The sequence below is a fragment of the Companilactobacillus kimchiensis genome (assembly GCF_001438805.1).
Lineage (GTDB): Bacteria > Bacillota > Bacilli > Lactobacillales > Lactobacillaceae > Companilactobacillus > Companilactobacillus kimchiensis.
In genome coordinates, this window is the sequence record NZ_JQCF01000009.1 from 1 (window position 1) to 16,856 (window position 16,856).

Here is a 16,856-nt window from a genome sequence, read left to right on the forward strand (position 1 = left end):
CTTCTCTTCAACGTCTAATTAGATTAAATAAATTTTAATTATTCGATTGGTGATTAATTTACACTTTCCCGTTTACTTTGTCAAACATCTTTGGAAAATAATTTAATCCTTATTGGTATTACTTGGTCCATTAATGACTTCCCATGTGACGGTTCCTGTGTATTTTCCAGCTTGATTGTTGGCAGCAGTTGGTTTTAACAAAAGACCAGTTTCATCGGTCCAATTCTTAGCTAATTGTGAGGTTGTAACGTCGTCATATGAATTGCTATCGGAATCAATTTCCTGAGGTGTATTGGATAAGGTTAAAGGATTATCAGTAGCATTTTTCTTATAGATTAAATCGCCATTGAACTTAGATCCAGTACCATTGAGGTACATTCCATTGGTAGATGCTTGTAAAATCCAAGGTGATTTGAGACTAGTTACATTTAAAGTAAATGGGGTTGCTCGGTGAATCAGAGGATTAGTGACTTGATAATTAATATTCTGAAATGCTAAATCATTTGAAACTTCCAACTGCAATTGCTGATTGTTTCCAGAAGTATTATCAATGTAAAATTTTGGCGAACTGGTTGATTCAATGGCATTAGAACCAGTGAAAACAGAAGATTTAGGATCAACTGTGATCAAGGTGTCGGTCTTATTAACGGCTGTGCCGTCAAAATTAATATCAGCACTAGTGTATTGATTAGGATTATTAGTTGCATCAACGAAAGTACCTAAAGAATGAGCTAGTTTATGTTGTAATTGATCCTTATCTTCAGTTTGCCAATCGAGTGGGATTGTTTCGGTTTTATCGTCACTTTGTCCGGCATTGGTATGATACGTGATTGTTCCAGGCTGGGTAAAGTTAATATCGGCATTTGGTAAATCTATTTTAGAAACAATATCATTCCAATTTTGGTGACTGGAATCAGGATCAAATTTTAAATTATAATTGAAAGTTAATTTATCATCGTTAAAAACGATACTGTTAGGAACAGTTGTAGTGTCTTTGTCATCAGTAATAATTTGGTCATTTAAACTATGATCGACTATTCGAGAGCTAACTGTAGCTGTGGCTAAAGCGGGAATAGATTCGAAAATGGCCATCTTACTGTAAACACTATCATTGTCACTATTAGCGCCGGTTAGTCCCCAATATACTTTAGTATTACCACCGGTCAGATTAAATTGGGTTGGGTCCACTGGGATTGAATCATCAACTTCGGAATAATAGGAAGAAGCTGATGTATTGGTTGAACCATCAGGCATTTTATCGTTAAATTTATAGTTGATTGAGGCTGGAGTACCTCCTGTGACAGGCATACCATCTTTAGTAGGTACTCCATTAGCATCACGAGCGGGATCCCAAACGAAAGTTACATGGTGCCAATAGATTGGTTTATTGTTACTATACGATCCATCGACTAGACTGGCAGCCTTGGCATATGCTTGTACAGCAGCCATCGCTTTTTTACCACTGGAGAAATAGGAATAATCTCCATTCTTGGAACTAAGCAGTCCAAGTTGATAGGTTAACGGATTACCAGGATAAGTTGTTGAAATCATTCCATAGCCATAACCACCACTGTTACCTTGACGTAAAGAGTATTGTCCTAAGGGCCTTTGCGCAATTAAATCATTATAACCTGGGTAGTCTTTTGAAATATTTCTACCGAAGGGATCAGATGTATCAACAGTGTCGAATCCGTTAAGCGTATAATCAGTGACACCTGTGGCGGTACCCGAAAAATTATAATCAGGACTTGTTTGGAAGAGATTAATGGGGCTGTTTAATGAACTTCCGGAATCAGTATCATTACGTTGCGTATCAAAATCTAAAGCAATACTATTTTGAATGGCAGTTTTAGCAACGCCGTCGGGAGAGGGCAACTTTGCGGATTTATAGGTTTTCGTTAGGCCATACAATCTATAAATATATGGAACAGTAGATTGGTCATATCCTAATGAACCCAAAGCTTGATATCCAGCACCTAAAGCACGACTTTGATTAGACGAATTCTTGCGGTTGTCGTTGTGAAGTACCAATGAGATACCCTCACCATTTATTGTAGGGTCAGCAATATTTCCCGAACCAAAATAAAGCCAGGTGGAAATGGTCTGCTTTTTTGAAATATCAATATAATTGTCTTTATTCATTTCTGACCAGACAGCACCATACATACCGTCTTTGACATCAGTATCACGCTTGGTACCTTGTGCTAAAACAACAATATCCGAATTGTCTGAAGAGATCTTTGCAGAATTATGCATAAAAGGATAATTTTCATCTGCTGAAGCTGGTTTCATAGGGTCAAGGATAGAAAAATATTGACCGACAGGAACACCATCGGGGGCTTGAGCCATAGCTGCTGAGTCATCAGAATCGGCAAAAACAATCAATGAATTAGAGGATGATAAAACCATTAATGTAACAAATGATATGATGATGGAATAAAAAATATTATAATTAATATGTTTTCTCATTATAATTCACCTCTTAAAAGTAATACTGATTGTATCTTTCAAGAATAAATTATAATACGATAAAAGGATGATTTAAATCTAATATCAAAAGAATAATTATTAAATAGTGATATTTATTGAACTGCGATATTAACTAATTCCATATAATTGTTAAATAAATATCACTTATCATTAATTAAATATTCTGTATACAATATTAAATTGGCCATATATCAAATTAGTTATAAAAAAGCTCAGAATAACTTAAAAGTCATTCTGAGCTTTTGAAAATTAGTTTTAATCGACTGTAATATCCACTGGATATTTAGGGGTTTTACCTTCCAACATATTTAAATTATCAGTCAATGAATCAAAAATCATGTTGTGAACGGCAGTTGTCGTATAGAAAGCAGTATGTGGTGTGATAATGACATTATCACGATTAATCAAAGCTTTAAATTGAGGATCCTTAACATCGTCAATACTAGTAAATTTCTTTTGGAAGACGTCGTTTTCACTTTCCAAAACATCTAGCCCAGCGCCACCAATTTTGCCACTATCCAATCCAGCAATCAGAGCGTCTGTATCAACTAGGCCACCACGAGCAGCATTGATAAAGATAACCCCATCTTTCATTTTAGCGATGGCAGCAGTATCAATCATATGAACATCCTTTTTAGCCAATGGTGTGTGCAGTGTTAAGATGTCTGCTTGTTTCAAAACTTCATCTACAGAGTTAACATAGATTCCCAAATTTTCGAGGAAGGGATTAGGTTTAATATCGTAGGCAACTACTTTGGCACCCATCGCCATCATGATACGGGCAACGACGGAACCGATATGACCAGTACCAATGATACCAACAGTTTTACCATTGATTTCTTCACCAATAGTAGGGAACCATCTGAAATCAGCATTGTCGAATTTTTTATCGAATTCTGGTACACGGCGGAGCAAACGTAACATCAAGCTAGTCGTGTGTTCAGCAATCGCATTAGGTGAATAAACAGGAACGTTAGTCAATGAAAATCCCAAATCGCGGAGATCCTTAAAATCAAAGCCGTCCAATCCAACATTACGCACTGAGATTTTGGTGATGCCAAAATCTTGGAGCTTTTGTAATGATGTACGTGAATAAGGTTGTGTTTGAAGTAATACAACGCCGTTATACCCCTTGGCCAACTCAACTGTTTCATCGTTAAATATTTGATCAGTATAGTCAATTTCGACATCGGAATGAATGTTACTCCATTCTTTTAAATAACCTTTTTCGTCTTCTCGCACTCCGTATAAGTAAATCTTCATAACAATCCCTCTTTCTGATTTATTAGAAAATAGTTAGAAATATTAGTTTTCTCTAATAAAATGATTGATATTAAGTTTAACGCAATTCTGAATAAAAGAAAGGGGTATTTTTTAAAATGGAAAAATAAAAAGGGTAGGACGATTAAACGTCCTACCTCCTACCCTTTACGAATTTAAGTTAATCTGTATCATATTTATTTAGCACATAGATCGCCATGACAACAATGATTGCACCAATAACTTCTGCGAAGTTAACAGCATAATGTAAGAAAATAATACTCAAAATCAAAGTTGTAGCGGGCTGAACCGCATCAGTAATACTGATAATTGCAGCAGTTGTATATTTAGTACTCATAACCATCAATAAGAAGGCCATGACAGTACCAAGTAAAATGACGGTTCCGATACCTAAGATACTAGTAGTAGTCATCTTAGGTGGATTGACCCAGATGGGACTGAAAAAGTTGGAAATAATTCCAGCAATCAACATACCCCAACCGGTAATAAGAATCCCATGATATTTAGCAATCAAAGTTTGTGGAATCGTAACATAAAGTGCTGCGGTTAAACCACTACCAACACCCCAAAGAACTGAAACAAGTGGAATCGATAAGTGACCGATATCCCCACGAGTAATCATTAAAACCACTCCGATAAGAGCTAAGATAAATGAAATTACGTCAACTCGTGAAGTTTTCTTCTTTGTGAACATGATGGCACCGACCATAATGAAAAGCGGTGATAGATACTGTAGAATCGTAGCTGTTGACGAATTACCAGTTTTGATAGCGTGAAAGAAAGTGAACATATTAGCTAACAAACCAAAAATAGCGAAACAAACTAAAGTTAATAAATCCTTCCAATTTTTAAAAACCGCGAAAAACTCTTTGGTTGGCAAGATAATCAAGCCAACGACTAATAGAATAATTCCGGCAAAAGTAGTTCTTGTAGCAATGAACCACATCGCTGGAATGTTCAGATTTTTAGCAACAATTTGTAAAACTGTACCTGAAATTCCCCAGAGAGCAGAAGCACAAAATGCTAACCAGAAACCTCGATTAAGAGTTTTCTTGGCTAACTGCTTACCTTCATCCATTAAATATATCCTCCTAAAAACCAATAGCATTATTATACCCGTCAGTATTTAGTTTTGATATTATTTTTTTTAACTTATGGAAAACATATACTAATGGTATGGAAATAAGTTTGGGTTGTTACTACATTTGCATCCATTGGTATATACCATATTTAAATAATTATGAACGGTCTATTTTGATGATTTTGACTTGATAGGAACCATCCGGAGAAGTGACAGTGACAATATCATTAACTTGATGATCGTCTAAAGCTTTACCGATCGGTGAAGTGAAAGAAATTTTCTGTTGGTCAAGGTTAGCCTCTTGTTTTCCTACCAATTGATAAGTTAGTTGTTCATGGTCATCCATAAATTCAATCGTGACAAATTTACCAATATCCAATTTGTCATTGTCAGCTGGTTTGACGACATCGGAATAGTGTAATTGTTTTTGTAAATAACGTAGCCGACTATTCAAACGACCTAACTCTTGTTTGGCGGTGGTATATTCAGCATTTTCAGAGCGGTCACCAAGGGCCGCTGCTGCTGCTAAGTTTTTTATTTTGCTAGGACGGATTTTTTTTAAATCTTTTATTTCCTGCTCAATGGCTTGGTAACCAGCAGGTGTCATTTTATTAAAAAATGGTTCCATATAATAAAACCTCGAATAATTGAATTTGGTAATAGTATTTAGTATAAATCTAATTTAGAAATAAAAGGAGTGGTTGATGTTTGGTTATATGGTTCACTGCCATCTTCCACAAAAAAGCTGATTGGGCTGGAACATAGTGGGCACGACTTGAAGCCTCTTTTCAAGAGTCTTCAAGTTCGGCCTTTCACGTAAGTTAGCAAAGTACGCTAACTAAGTGAAATTTCACTATTTAGCCCATCAGCTTTTTTGCTCCAGATTAGGGTATTAGTAATTTAATATTCGTTATCAATATGATCTGCAAAATAATCTTTAGCAACCATTATAATTAGAAGTTTGATAGACTGTTATTTATGGTACTTACGAACAACAGACATAATATTTCTAAAAAAGATAAAATATTATAGTAGAAACTAGTCTGGAGCAAAAATTAGGATTGGCTCAGTGGTGAATGTATTTTGACTGAAACGGCATTCTTAAATACCAAATAAAATAAAATTAAAAAAACGTCTATCAATCAAAATATGATTGGTAGGCGTTTTAAGGTTAATAATCAAAACTGATTATAGGTTTTCATCCATATTGAATGTAAGTTTAGAAATGTTAATACCCTTTGTATAAAGGTCAGCAAATAATTGGTGAGCCTTGTCTTGCATTTCTTTAACAACTTTTTGGTTACGGTCAGTTAAGAACTCAACTAATTCGTCACCAGAGTAGTTCTTAGCAAGTTTATCAGTTTCGGCAACTGCCATGCGAAGATCTTGACGAACTTCTGTTAGGTAGTCAACATCGTCTTGAATGAACTCTGTGTAGTTAGATTCAACAAGAACTGATAAAGCATTATACATCCAGTAAGCATCCTTGAAGTTGAATGATAATGAAGCATCGTTATAACTGTCATCAGTAGCATTCATGTTTGTGTAGAATGGAATATATGGTGTAAATGTAGGGAAACCAATACATAGCCACATAATAGCAGCAAATTCTTCAGGAACGTCGTTTCTGATTTGAAGAACATGTGAGTTTTGAGTTCTGTTCAAACCGATTGGACGATAACGGTGTTTGTCTTCATCTGAAGCATATGGGCTATATGGATCGTAAGGTGTTTCGTTGTAGTGTGAACCTAGAACGTATTCAATATCGTCAACAGAGATCTTGTGGTTAGTTGTTCTGATAAATGGAATATCAACATCTTCTGGATCTTGGTCGATTTCTGGATTGAAGTATTTTTGACCGAACCAAACACGTGGTGTGTTGTAGTGACGATCTTTTAAGTTGTCTGAACCAAAGATATGTCTGAAATCAAAACCAGTTTTATCAGTGTTCAAGTGGTTGGCTTCAACAAATTCTTGGATGCCTTCCGACCACATGAATTGTGATGGGTCATTGAAGTCAACTTGTTGGATAGAAACACGGTTAGCACAAACGGCATAACTGTCATCAGGAATTCTTTGAGCTACCCAGTGGTGACCAGTAACGATTTCCATGTACCAAACATCGTCTTTGTCACTGAATAGGACAGAGTTACCAGCAGGTGAACCAAATTTTTTGATTAATTCACCAGTACGTTCAACCGCACCCTTAGCTGAATCAACGAAAGGTAGAACCATACGAACGATAACATCTTCGTCCATACCATCTTTTTCGTATGGATCACAAGCAAGCGCACGTTCGTTACCGTAAGTACTTTCAGTAGCTGACATGGCAACGTTCTTTCCATTAATACCACTTTCGTCGTAGTAACCGAATTTCTTGTAATCAACGTTAGGAACAGCTGGCCATTTGTAGCCATTTTCGGGGATTTCAGATTCAAAGCCATTCAACCATGACTTAACCTTGCGGCCCTTTTCACCCTTAACAGCGGGGTTCAATACGAAACTATGTGGGGCAACAGCAAAGAATGTATCGTCATTTCTGGCGATCATTGTTGAGCCGTCTAAACTGGCGTTTTTACCAACTAAAATAGTAGTACAAGCGTCATCCAAATGATTTTTATTCATCTCTTAGAATTCCTCCTATTTGTATTAAGTCCATTTTAGCATATCTAAACTTTTGAGTTACTCAAACTTGACCATTAATAACTTTCATAAAAAATGCTATAATTTTCTAAACAACAGGAGGGGCAATAATGGATCTTGATACAAACAATAAAAGCGATTCTTTCATGAAGAATTTGCTATTAGGATTTCAGCATTTATTAGCCATGTATTCAGGAGATATTTTAATACCGATTTTAATCGGTGCATCCCTTGGTTTCAGCGCTAAAGAAATGACTTACTTAATTTCAGTCGATATTTTTATGTGTGGGGTCGCTACACTCTTACAGATTAAGCGGACACCACTCACTGGGATAGGCTTGCCAGTTGTTCTAGGGTCAGCTGTCGAGTATGTAACGCCGTTACAAAATATTGGACATCATTTTGGGATAGCCTATATGTATGGCGCTATTATCGCTGCTGGTGTTTTCATTATGTTAATTTCAAAAATCTTTGCTAATTTAAAACGATTTTTTCCAACTGTCGTTACAGGTTCATTGATTACATTGATTGGATTCACTTTGATTCCGGTTGCTTTTCAAAATATTGGTGGTGGTAATGTAGCTGCTAAAAGTTTTGGTGATCCAACTAATTTGATTCTAGGATTTTCAACGGCTTTGATAATTGTCATTATTAGTATTTGGGGTCGAGGCTTCATTAAACAAATTGCGATTTTAATTGGTATTGTTGCAGGATATTTGATGGGAATCGGAATGGGACAGATCGGTTTCAAAACCGTTGGATCAGCACATTGGTTCCAAATTCCGCAACCATTTTACTTTGCTACGCCAAAATTCGAATGGTCTTCAATCTTAATCATGTTGTTGGCTGCAATTACTTGTATGATCGAATCGACTGGGGTTTATTATGCTTTAGCAGAATTAACCGGTGATGATTTGGATGAGAACGACTTGCAACGTGGTTATGCTTCAGAAGGTTTAGCGGCTATCTTGGGTGGTATCTTTAATACTTTCCCATACTCAACTTTCTCGCAAAATGTAGCTGTTGTTCAATTGTCTGGCATCAAAAAGAATAAGCCTGTTTACTTCTCAGCGTTTCTCTTGATCATCTTAGGTTTGATTCCTAAGGTTGGAGCAGTAGCTGAGTTGATTCCTAATGCCGTTTTAGGTGGTGCCATGTTAATTATGTTTGGTACTGTTGGTATTGAAGGTATCAAGATGTTGTCGAAGGTTGAAATGAACAACAATAACATTATGATCATGGCTGTTTCAATCAGTCTAGGTCTTGGTGTAACTGTTCAACCAACTTTACTTCATTTCTTACCATCAACTATTCAAACTATTTTAAATAATGGTTTAGTTGTCGGAAGTTTTTCAGCAATTATTCTTAATTTACTACTTAATCCTAATAAAAAAACAGCTTAATAGTTTTCACAAACTTTGGTCATATTTTCATCACATTTAGTACGTATACTTATCGATAAATTAGATAAGCGTACGTATTTTTTTTAGACAAAGGAGTGAAAAATATGACTGAATATAAATATATAAGCATTATCGTCAACAAGTTTGAGCAACCATTTGAAATAAAACTAGCAACACCTAATCCTGACTTGATTGACCAACGTGTTATCGACGATGCCGTTGCTAAGATTTCTGGGAATATTAAAGAATATGATGATGTTTTTTCGTTAGAGAATAACAATTCATTATTAGCTAAATTTCAAGATGGTGAAGAAACTGCATTGATGATTTCAAAGACTTTCCAAGAAGTCTATGAACAAACAATCATGGCTGAACAAATGACCCATCATTACTTTAGTTCGTACTTTAATGGAAAGTACGATCCAATCGGGTTATTGAATGGTTGGATGATCGATAAAATTTTTAATAAATATCTTTTGTCACTATTAAGTGTCGAAGGAATCGATGGTGTTTCGCTACGTTGTGGTGAAGATGTCCGTTTGGCCAGTCGTCCCAATATTGATTTTAGATGGAGAGTTGCAATTAAAGATCCCCAAAATTTGGATATATTATTAGCTACTTATTTCTTGCAAAATGGTGCCGTTTCAACTTCAAATGAGATGCGGAGTTTAAGAAAAGAAAAAAGTAATATAGAGCAGGTTACAATTGTTAGTAATAGTGCTTTGGATGCTAATATTTGGTCTTCAGCCGGAATTTCTGCAGGAACAGCTAAGTTTCCTGAGTTCATTTCTAAATATCATTTAACTGGTATGATTGTTGACAAGTATGCCGGAATGGAAAACTTTCGGGACGGTTTCTCAGATAAAATAGCGATGCCTAAGTGAGGTGCATAACGATGTTATGCATCTCATTTTTTTGTGTTGATTTTTCGCAGTTTAGTCATAAATAATTCAAATATTATCTTTATACTCGTATGTATAATAAAAGCAAATTAATAAAACAAAATATTAAATGAGGCCCATTATGATGCAAATTAAAAAATACTTATTTCCTAGTACAACGATTAACCAAATGAATATGAATTTTAAAATAGAAATTGCAACGACAAATCCTGATTCATCAATAATGGAACAATTAAATTCGGCCAGTGATGGTATTGCGGAAATGTTGGCTGAAGTTGATCGTGATTTTTCATTATTTAAATATGATTCATTGGTCTCAAGATTTCAACGTGGCGATAATGAACCTTTAAGAACATCAAATGATTTCAAACTGATTTACGATTCCGCCATTTTGGCTGAGCAAATGACTGCCGGATTATATATGCCATATTTTGCTGGTAAATATGATCCTAGCGATTTAGTTAAGGGCTGGGCAATTGAGCGAGCTTTTGAAGAATATCTGGAGCCATTATTGAAAAATCAAAATATTGATGGAATTTGGTTAAGTGGTGGTGGTCAAATTAAAGTCGCAACCAAGTCAGGTTCTGACTTTAGATGGTCAATAGATATTCGCGATTCAGAAAAAGAGAATGAAATTGTAACGACATATTATTTAAAGAATGGTGTGATTTCTTTACAAGAAAATATAATTGATGGTAGTTTGCATAAAAATCAGAGTGGTGTAAAACAGGCCATCATTGTTGGAACTAATTTAGTTGAAACAGCTATTTGGGCATTAGTAGCTACATCCAATAAAGCAGAGAAGTTTTTGCCATTTGTGGAACGCTATAATTTAAGCGGCATTTTGATCGATAAAGTAAATGAACCATTGAATTTCAGTAAAGGTTTAGTTGTTAGTTCTAAAGAGAAACTTTCATAGAGATAAACAAAAAACGAAACAATGCGTAGTGTCTTCCGTCCCAAAATAATAACCACGGTAATCAGTATTTTGATTACCGTGGTTATTATTTTGGGCGAAAGCTGAACATGTTTGTCCTGCTTTCTTATTAGAACTTAATTATGATTTATTAGTCTTTCCAATCTTCAACGGAATCTTTGTAACCATCGGGGTTACCACTCCAGAAGAAGTCACCATACCAGAGACTACGTTTGTCAGTATCTAAACCATTAATTTCTTCAATGTCATCTTCATTGAGTTCGAAGTCATAGACATCAGCATTTTGAACGATTCTTTCTTCGTGAACTGACTTAGGAATTGTGATAATTCCACGTTGTAAGTCCCAACGAAGGATAACTTGGGCAACTGATTTGTTGTACTTGTCAGCAATTTGTTGAAGACGTGGGTCTTTCAAGACTGATCCACCACCAAGTGGAGACCATGCTTCAAGATAAATATCATGCTCGTCACAGAAGTTTTTGATATCGACTTCTTGGCATAAGGGATGGAATTCCATTTGGTTCACAGCCGGTTTGATAGAACCATGTTTGAGAATATCTTGTAGTCTTTCAATGTTAAAGTTTGAAACACCAATAGCACGAGCCTTACCTGATTTGTAGATAGTTTCAAGGGCACGCCATGTATCCAAATAAGTACCATCAACTGGCCAATGGATCAACAAGAGATCAACATAGTCAGTTTGTAAATCTTTTAATTGACCTTCAAAGTTATCAAGAACCGATTGATAGCCTTGGTCACCATTAAAGATTTTAGTTGTCAGAAAAATATCTTCACGTTTAAGACCGTTGTCAGCGAAACCTTGTTGTAATCCTTTACCAACACCGGGTTCGTTACCATATTGTTTAGCAGTATCAATGGCCTTATAACCGTGTTTTAAAGCCCATTCAACGGATTGAGCAGCTCCAGAATTATTGACCTTCCAGACACCCATACCGAGTTGGGGCATTTTAACACCATTGTTCAAAGTTACAGTAGAATCTAATTTTAAATTCATTGTCTAACTCCTCCTATATAACTATAATTTTAACTCAAATATAATTGTGATACTTGGAAAAAAACTCGTCATTTGGTATAGTTCAATTGTATCCGCTGTCATTAAAGGCAGTTTCACGTACTCGGGGAAGGTATATCGCATAATAATGGAAAATGAACTTACAAATATTAATGAAATTAAAACAAAAATTGTCAATCTATCGGCAACACTAAGTCTACCTAAAGGTACGGAAGCTTTTATTAGCGATATCCATGGAAATAATGATAATTATTTAAATATTATTCGCAGTGGGGCTGGAAATATCAGTCGTAAAGTTGAAGAGTTATTTAATGGTCGCCTGACGACCCTAAATCAGAAAAAATTGGTCTGTTTAATTTATTATCCAGAAGAAATTTTAAATAAGAATAATCAGGAAATTACAGATCAGGATGAATTTGAACAGTGGCATATGGACACAATCAATAGTCTGATTGAAGTTCTGCGTTATGTGTCTAATAAGTATCCTAAGGACATTGTCGAAAAGGCTTTGGATACTAAGTTCAGAGATGTTATTGGGGAATTATCCTCCGCTGATTTGAAGGCTGAAGATAAGCAGGCCTATTATCGTGAAATGATTAAAAGTATTGTTAAGTTAAAAATGGGTGATAGTTTTATTATCGCTATTTGCCACGCTATTCAAAAATTAGCTATCGAACGAATTCATATACTGGGTGATGTTTATGATCGAGGATCACAACCAGATAAAATTATTCAACATTTGAATGAAAGTTGGCAAAATTTTGATTTTGAATGGGGTAATCACGACATACTATGGATGGGAAGTTTAGCTGGTTCTAAATTATGTATGTTAAATTTAATAAGAATCAGTGCTCGTTATCATAACCTTGATTTGCTGAAAGAGGCCTATGACATTGATTTAACGTCAATGATGAAATTTGCCAGCCATAGTTATGTTCCATTAAGTAATTTTGAATCAAAAGTAAATATTGCTGGATCAACTAATGAAGCACAGAATTTAGATAATTGTATTCAACAAGCTGCGGCCATTATGCAGTTTAAACTTGAGGGGCAGGCTATTAAACGTCGACCAGAGTTTGAAATGGATGATCGTTTGATGTTGGACAAATTGAGTTTAGATAAGAAAACCATCACTATTGATAATAAAACTTATCCAATAAAAAATGGTTGTTTTCAATCGATCAATCCCGCTAATCCGTATCAAATAACTCATAGTGAACAGACGGTTATCATTGATCTGATCAATCAATTTACCCATTCTAATAAGTTGAATGAGCATATGTGGTTTATGTTGGATAATGGTTCAATGTATTTGAAACATAATGGTAATTTGTTGTTTCATGGTTGTATTCCAGTAGATTCCAAGGGCAATTTTAGCAAGTGGCAGATGGACGGACGTGAATATTCGGGTAAAAGTCTATGTGATTATTTTGAATATATTTTAAAAGACGGTCTGAGACATCCGACAACTGGTGATTGCTTTAATTCTGATTTGATCTGGTATCTTTGGTCAGGAAAAAATTCACCATTATTTGGCAAAGATAAAATGGCGACTTTTGAACGCTATTTTATTGATGATTCTAAGGTGCAGCAGGAACAAATGAACCCATTCTTTGAATTGAGTAAAGAGGAATGGTTTGCGGATAAAGTTTTAAAAGAGTTTGGTCTGAACAGTCGAGGACATGTGATTAATGGTCATACCCTTGATGCGGATATTTTACCGATTAGGGCAAATAAAAAAATGGTAACGGTTAATGGTTTAGCTGAAAATAATGATATTGGTGGTTATACATTATTATTTGATTCCTATGGGATGTGGCTAGTAACATTAAAGTCATTTATATCACGGCAAAAGGTAATTGAAAATATGTCGGACGTTGTTTTGGATAAACAGATTGTGGAGCATTCATCTGAAAGAAAAACTGTCAGCGATACCGATTATGGTAAGAAAATAAAAAAGCAGATAGATAAACTATCTGCTCAATTGAATTTATAAATTATGAGGAGACCGTGGGGTCTCCTTTTTTTTGTAAAAATATTATTTGGCTTCTTTATCTTTTTTCCAATCATCCTTTTTTTCATCCCAATTTTCGGATAAAGCATACTTGGGCAAGATTAGATTGAGAATAATACCAACGACTGTGGCAACACCAACACCGGTAAATTGGAAAGTTCCAACTTGAAGATAAGCATTACCGATACCGATAACCAAAATAACTGAGGCAATCATTAAATTACGTTTTTCATTAAAATCAACTTTGTTGTCAACTAAGATTCTCAAACCACTGGAAGAGATAACTCCGAAGAGGACAAAACTGATACCACCAATAACGGGTCCAGGGACTGTTTGAATCAGAGCACTCAATTTACCAACGAATCCGAAGAGGGCAGCAAAGACTGCAGCACCCAGAACAACATAGACACTGAATATCTTATTAACAGCCATAACACCGATATTTTCACCGTATGATGTGATAGGAGGACCACCAAGGAAAGCGGCCACGATTGAAGCTGTACCATCACCAGCTAGAGTTTTGTGAAGACCGGGATCTTTGAAGAAATCACGGTGAGTTAATTCATCTAGCACCATGATGTGACCCAAATGCTCAGCCATTGTAACAAAGGCAATTGGCGCAAAACTCAGAATCGCTCCCCAATAAATTTGTTTAGGCATGTAGTTAACAAACATTAAATCGAAAGCGGGTAATTTTAACCAAGGGGTTGAAATTACTTTTGAAAAATCAACGATACCAAGGAAAACAGAAAGGACATATCCACCGATGATACCAAGAAGGATAGCGATATTACTCCAGAAACCTCTTAGATACATATTCAATAATACGGTTAGAAAGAGGGTGAACATGGCAACTCCAAAATATTTAAGATCATAGTGCGAACCGTTCATCATGGCATTGTTGGCAGCACTTCCGGCTACTGACATACCAATAACGATAACGATAGGTCCAACAACGATTGGTGGCAAAGCTTTATCGATCCAATCGGAACCGACAAATCCAACAATCAATGAAACGATTAGGTACACACAACCAACCGCAATAGTACCTTGAGCGACACCAGCGTAACCAACGGTCTTCATCAAAGCGACCATCGGTACAATAAATGAAAAACTGGAACTCATATAGGCTGGAATTTTTCTGTGGGTGATTAGAATATGAATAATTGTTCCGACACCAGAACTGAATAGTGCAATACTAGGATCGAGTCCAACAAGTAATGGCACTAAAACGGTGGCTCCGAACATTGAGAATAAGTGCTGTAATGATAAGAAAGCCCACATACTTAGTGGTGGTTTTTCGTAGACATCCAAGACTGCGTCTGGATTACGATAATCTTTGCTATTTGGATCCAAAGAAAACATCTCCCTCAATTAATTTTTTGCAAAAAAATAGTCCTCTATCCCGTGTATGCGAAATAAAAGACTGAACGTGTTTCCTTATTAGCCTCACGGGACCAATGTTTAAAGGATCATATTTGATTACTTTCAATATAATTGAGTTGCAATGCAAAGTCAATAATGAAATACTAAAAGATGTAAATTTAAAGCGCTAACAAAGAGGAGATTTCTATGGTCGAACTATATATTGTAAGACATGGTGAAACGGATACCAACTATGAGGGACGTATCAATGGTATGTCTACTGACAAGCCGTTAAATGCCAAAGGTATTGCTCAAGTTGAAGAATTAGAAAAACATATTGATGTGAATAAATTTGATGAAATTTATTCAAGTCCTATGAAACGTGCCATGCAAACAGCTGAAATTTTAAATCAAGGTGTTCACGAAGTTCACCAAGATAAACGTCTTTATGAAGCTGATTATGGGACTTGGGATGGTCTTAAAGAAGAAGATCTGCGTGATAAATATCCTGATGCTTTTGACGAAAATCGTTATTTATTACCTAACTATACTAAGTATGCCAAAAATGCTGAAGAATACGACGATGTTTACAAACGTGTTGAGGACTTCATGGATGACATGGCAAAAAAGGGTGATAAGAAGATCATGGTCGTTTGTCATGGCTTTATCAGTCGTTCATTTGTCAAAGGAGTAACTGGTGCACAAAATATTTCTAACATTATCCAACCAGATAATGCTGGAGTTTCAAAATATGTAATTTCAAATAGTGGTACTAAATATTTAATTTATTATGGACGTTTAAATAACATCGATTAAGAGGTGTAATCTATGGGACTAACTAATAAAGTACCAGAAGAAGATGTCCAAACGACCTTCAATAATATTGCTGGCAATTATGATAAATTGAATTCAATTATGAGTTTAGGTACGCATCAAAAATGGCGTCAAGCTGCAACTGATCGAATCAGTGTTAATCCTGATAAGATTTTGGATCTATGCTGTGGGACAGCTGATTGGACCATTATGTTGGCTAAACAATACTCTCATACTAAAATTATTGGGATGGATTTTAGTCAGGAGATGCTCAAGCACGCTCAACATAAAGTCAGTGAAGCAGGAGTGCACAATGTTGTTTTAGAATCTGGGGATGCGATGAAGTTACGCTATCCAGACAATAGTTTTGATGTGGTGACGATTGGCTTTGGCTTGAGAAATGTTCCTGATGCAAATAAAGCTTTAGCAGAAATCTATCGAGTTTTAAAACCTGCTGGACAATTGATTTGTTTGGAAGCTTTTAAAGTCGAAACACCGATTATTAAAATTGGCTGGAAACTTTATTTCAATCAACTAATGCCACTCATGGGTAAGGTATTTGCTAGAAGCAAAACTGAATATCAGTATCTTGATGATTCAGTAAATAAATTTGTCAGCATCAAGAAGTTGGCTAAGATGATGCAACAGACAGGTTTTAGAGATATTGAAGTTGATGGATTAATGTTTAAAGCGGCCGCTATTCATTCAGCTGTAAAATAGGACAACAAAAAAGAACACCCGGGGAAGGTGTTCTTTTAATTTTTAGGGGATTAAATATATATGTTATAGGGGGATGAGATGAGATTTCTTATCTCTCATCTACAAGTAATACTATACTGGATAAGTGTGAATCATTTATATTGAAAATGTGAAGAAATTATGAATTTTGATTTT

13 protein-coding genes are annotated in these 16,856 nt (G+C 35.6%); 6 read left to right on the forward strand and 7 right to left on the reverse strand.

What is annotated here, in order from left to right; all coding sequences use genetic code 11:
• Window positions 1–102 precede the first annotated feature (102 nt).
• The 5 genes from IV57_RS06040 to IV57_RS06060 form a co-directional block, all read right to left on the reverse strand.
• The gene (locus IV57_RS06040) at window positions 103–2,469 is read right to left on the reverse strand and encodes a hypothetical protein (protein WP_057880609.1); all 2,367 of its coding nucleotides are present in this window, start codon (window positions 2,467–2,469) and stop codon (window positions 103–105) included.
• A 276-nt stretch (window positions 2,470–2,745) separates the two neighbouring features.
• A complete protein-coding gene (locus IV57_RS06045; RefSeq protein WP_057880610.1) occupies window positions 2,746–3,753 on the reverse strand; it encodes a D-2-hydroxyacid dehydrogenase in 1,008 nt (335 codons plus the stop codon).
• Window positions 3,754–3,931: 178 nt separating this feature from the next.
• Window positions 3,932–4,849, reverse strand: coding sequence for a DMT family transporter (locus IV57_RS06050; protein WP_057880611.1), 918 nt, complete (start codon window positions 4,847–4,849; stop codon window positions 3,932–3,934).
• Between the two features lie 160 nt (window positions 4,850–5,009).
• Entirely contained in the window at window positions 5,010–5,480 is a 471-nt protein-coding gene (greA, locus tag IV57_RS06055) for a transcription elongation factor GreA (RefSeq protein WP_057880612.1), read from the reverse strand.
• A gap of 560 nt (window positions 5,481–6,040) precedes the next feature.
• The gene (locus tag IV57_RS06060) at window positions 6,041–7,477 is read right to left on the reverse strand and encodes a C69 family dipeptidase (RefSeq protein ID WP_057880613.1); all 1,437 of its coding nucleotides are present in this window, start codon (window positions 7,475–7,477) and stop codon (window positions 6,041–6,043) included.
• Window positions 7,478–7,605: 128 nt separating this feature from the next.
• Between IV57_RS06060 and IV57_RS06065 the strand changes: the two genes are divergently transcribed.
• The 3 genes from IV57_RS06065 to IV57_RS06075 all read left to right on the forward strand — a co-directional run bounded on the left by IV57_RS06065 (window position 7,606) and on the right by IV57_RS06075 (window position 10,719).
• Window positions 7,606–8,898, forward strand: a complete 1,293-nt coding sequence (locus IV57_RS06065) for a nucleobase:cation symporter-2 family protein (RefSeq protein ID WP_057880614.1) — start codon at window positions 7,606–7,608, stop codon at window positions 8,896–8,898.
• 104 nt (window positions 8,899–9,002) lie between these two features.
• The gene (locus IV57_RS06070) at window positions 9,003–9,782 is read left to right on the forward strand and encodes an FAD:protein FMN transferase (RefSeq protein ID WP_057880615.1); all 780 of its coding nucleotides are present in this window, start codon (window positions 9,003–9,005) and stop codon (window positions 9,780–9,782) included.
• A 139-nt stretch (window positions 9,783–9,921) separates the two neighbouring features.
• Entirely contained in the window at window positions 9,922–10,719 is a 798-nt protein-coding gene (locus IV57_RS06075) for a hypothetical protein (RefSeq protein ID WP_157051917.1), read from the forward strand.
• 148 nt (window positions 10,720–10,867) lie between these two features.
• Here IV57_RS06075 and IV57_RS06080 read toward each other — a convergent pair whose 3' ends face one another.
• Complete coding sequence (locus IV57_RS06080) at window positions 10,868–11,752, reverse strand: aldo/keto reductase (protein ID WP_057880617.1); 885 nt, start codon at window positions 11,750–11,752, stop codon at window positions 10,868–10,870.
• A 145-nt stretch (window positions 11,753–11,897) separates the two neighbouring features.
• On the opposite strand from IV57_RS06080, the gene IV57_RS06085 reads away from it, so the two are divergent.
• On the forward strand, window positions 11,898–13,766 hold the full coding sequence (locus IV57_RS06085) for a fructose-bisphosphatase class III (RefSeq protein ID WP_057880618.1): 1,869 nt from the start codon (window positions 11,898–11,900) through the stop codon (window positions 13,764–13,766).
• Between the two features lie 42 nt (window positions 13,767–13,808).
• Here IV57_RS06085 and IV57_RS06090 read toward each other — a convergent pair whose 3' ends face one another.
• The gene (locus IV57_RS06090) at window positions 13,809–15,068 is read right to left on the reverse strand and encodes a solute carrier family 23 protein (protein WP_236704328.1); all 1,260 of its coding nucleotides are present in this window, start codon (window positions 15,066–15,068) and stop codon (window positions 13,809–13,811) included.
• A gap of 288 nt (window positions 15,069–15,356) precedes the next feature.
• Here IV57_RS06090 and IV57_RS06095 point away from each other — a divergent pair, with 288 nt between their 5' ends.
• Both IV57_RS06095 and ubiE read left to right on the forward strand, forming a co-directional pair.
• On the forward strand, window positions 15,357–15,965 hold the full coding sequence (locus IV57_RS06095) for a histidine phosphatase family protein (RefSeq protein WP_057880620.1): 609 nt from the start codon (window positions 15,357–15,359) through the stop codon (window positions 15,963–15,965).
• A 12-nt stretch (window positions 15,966–15,977) separates the two neighbouring features.
• Window positions 15,978–16,682, forward strand: coding sequence for a bifunctional demethylmenaquinone methyltransferase/2-methoxy-6-polyprenyl-1,4-benzoquinol methylase UbiE (ubiE, locus tag IV57_RS06100; RefSeq protein WP_057880621.1), 705 nt, complete (start codon window positions 15,978–15,980; stop codon window positions 16,680–16,682).
• Window positions 16,683–16,856 lie beyond the last annotated feature (174 nt).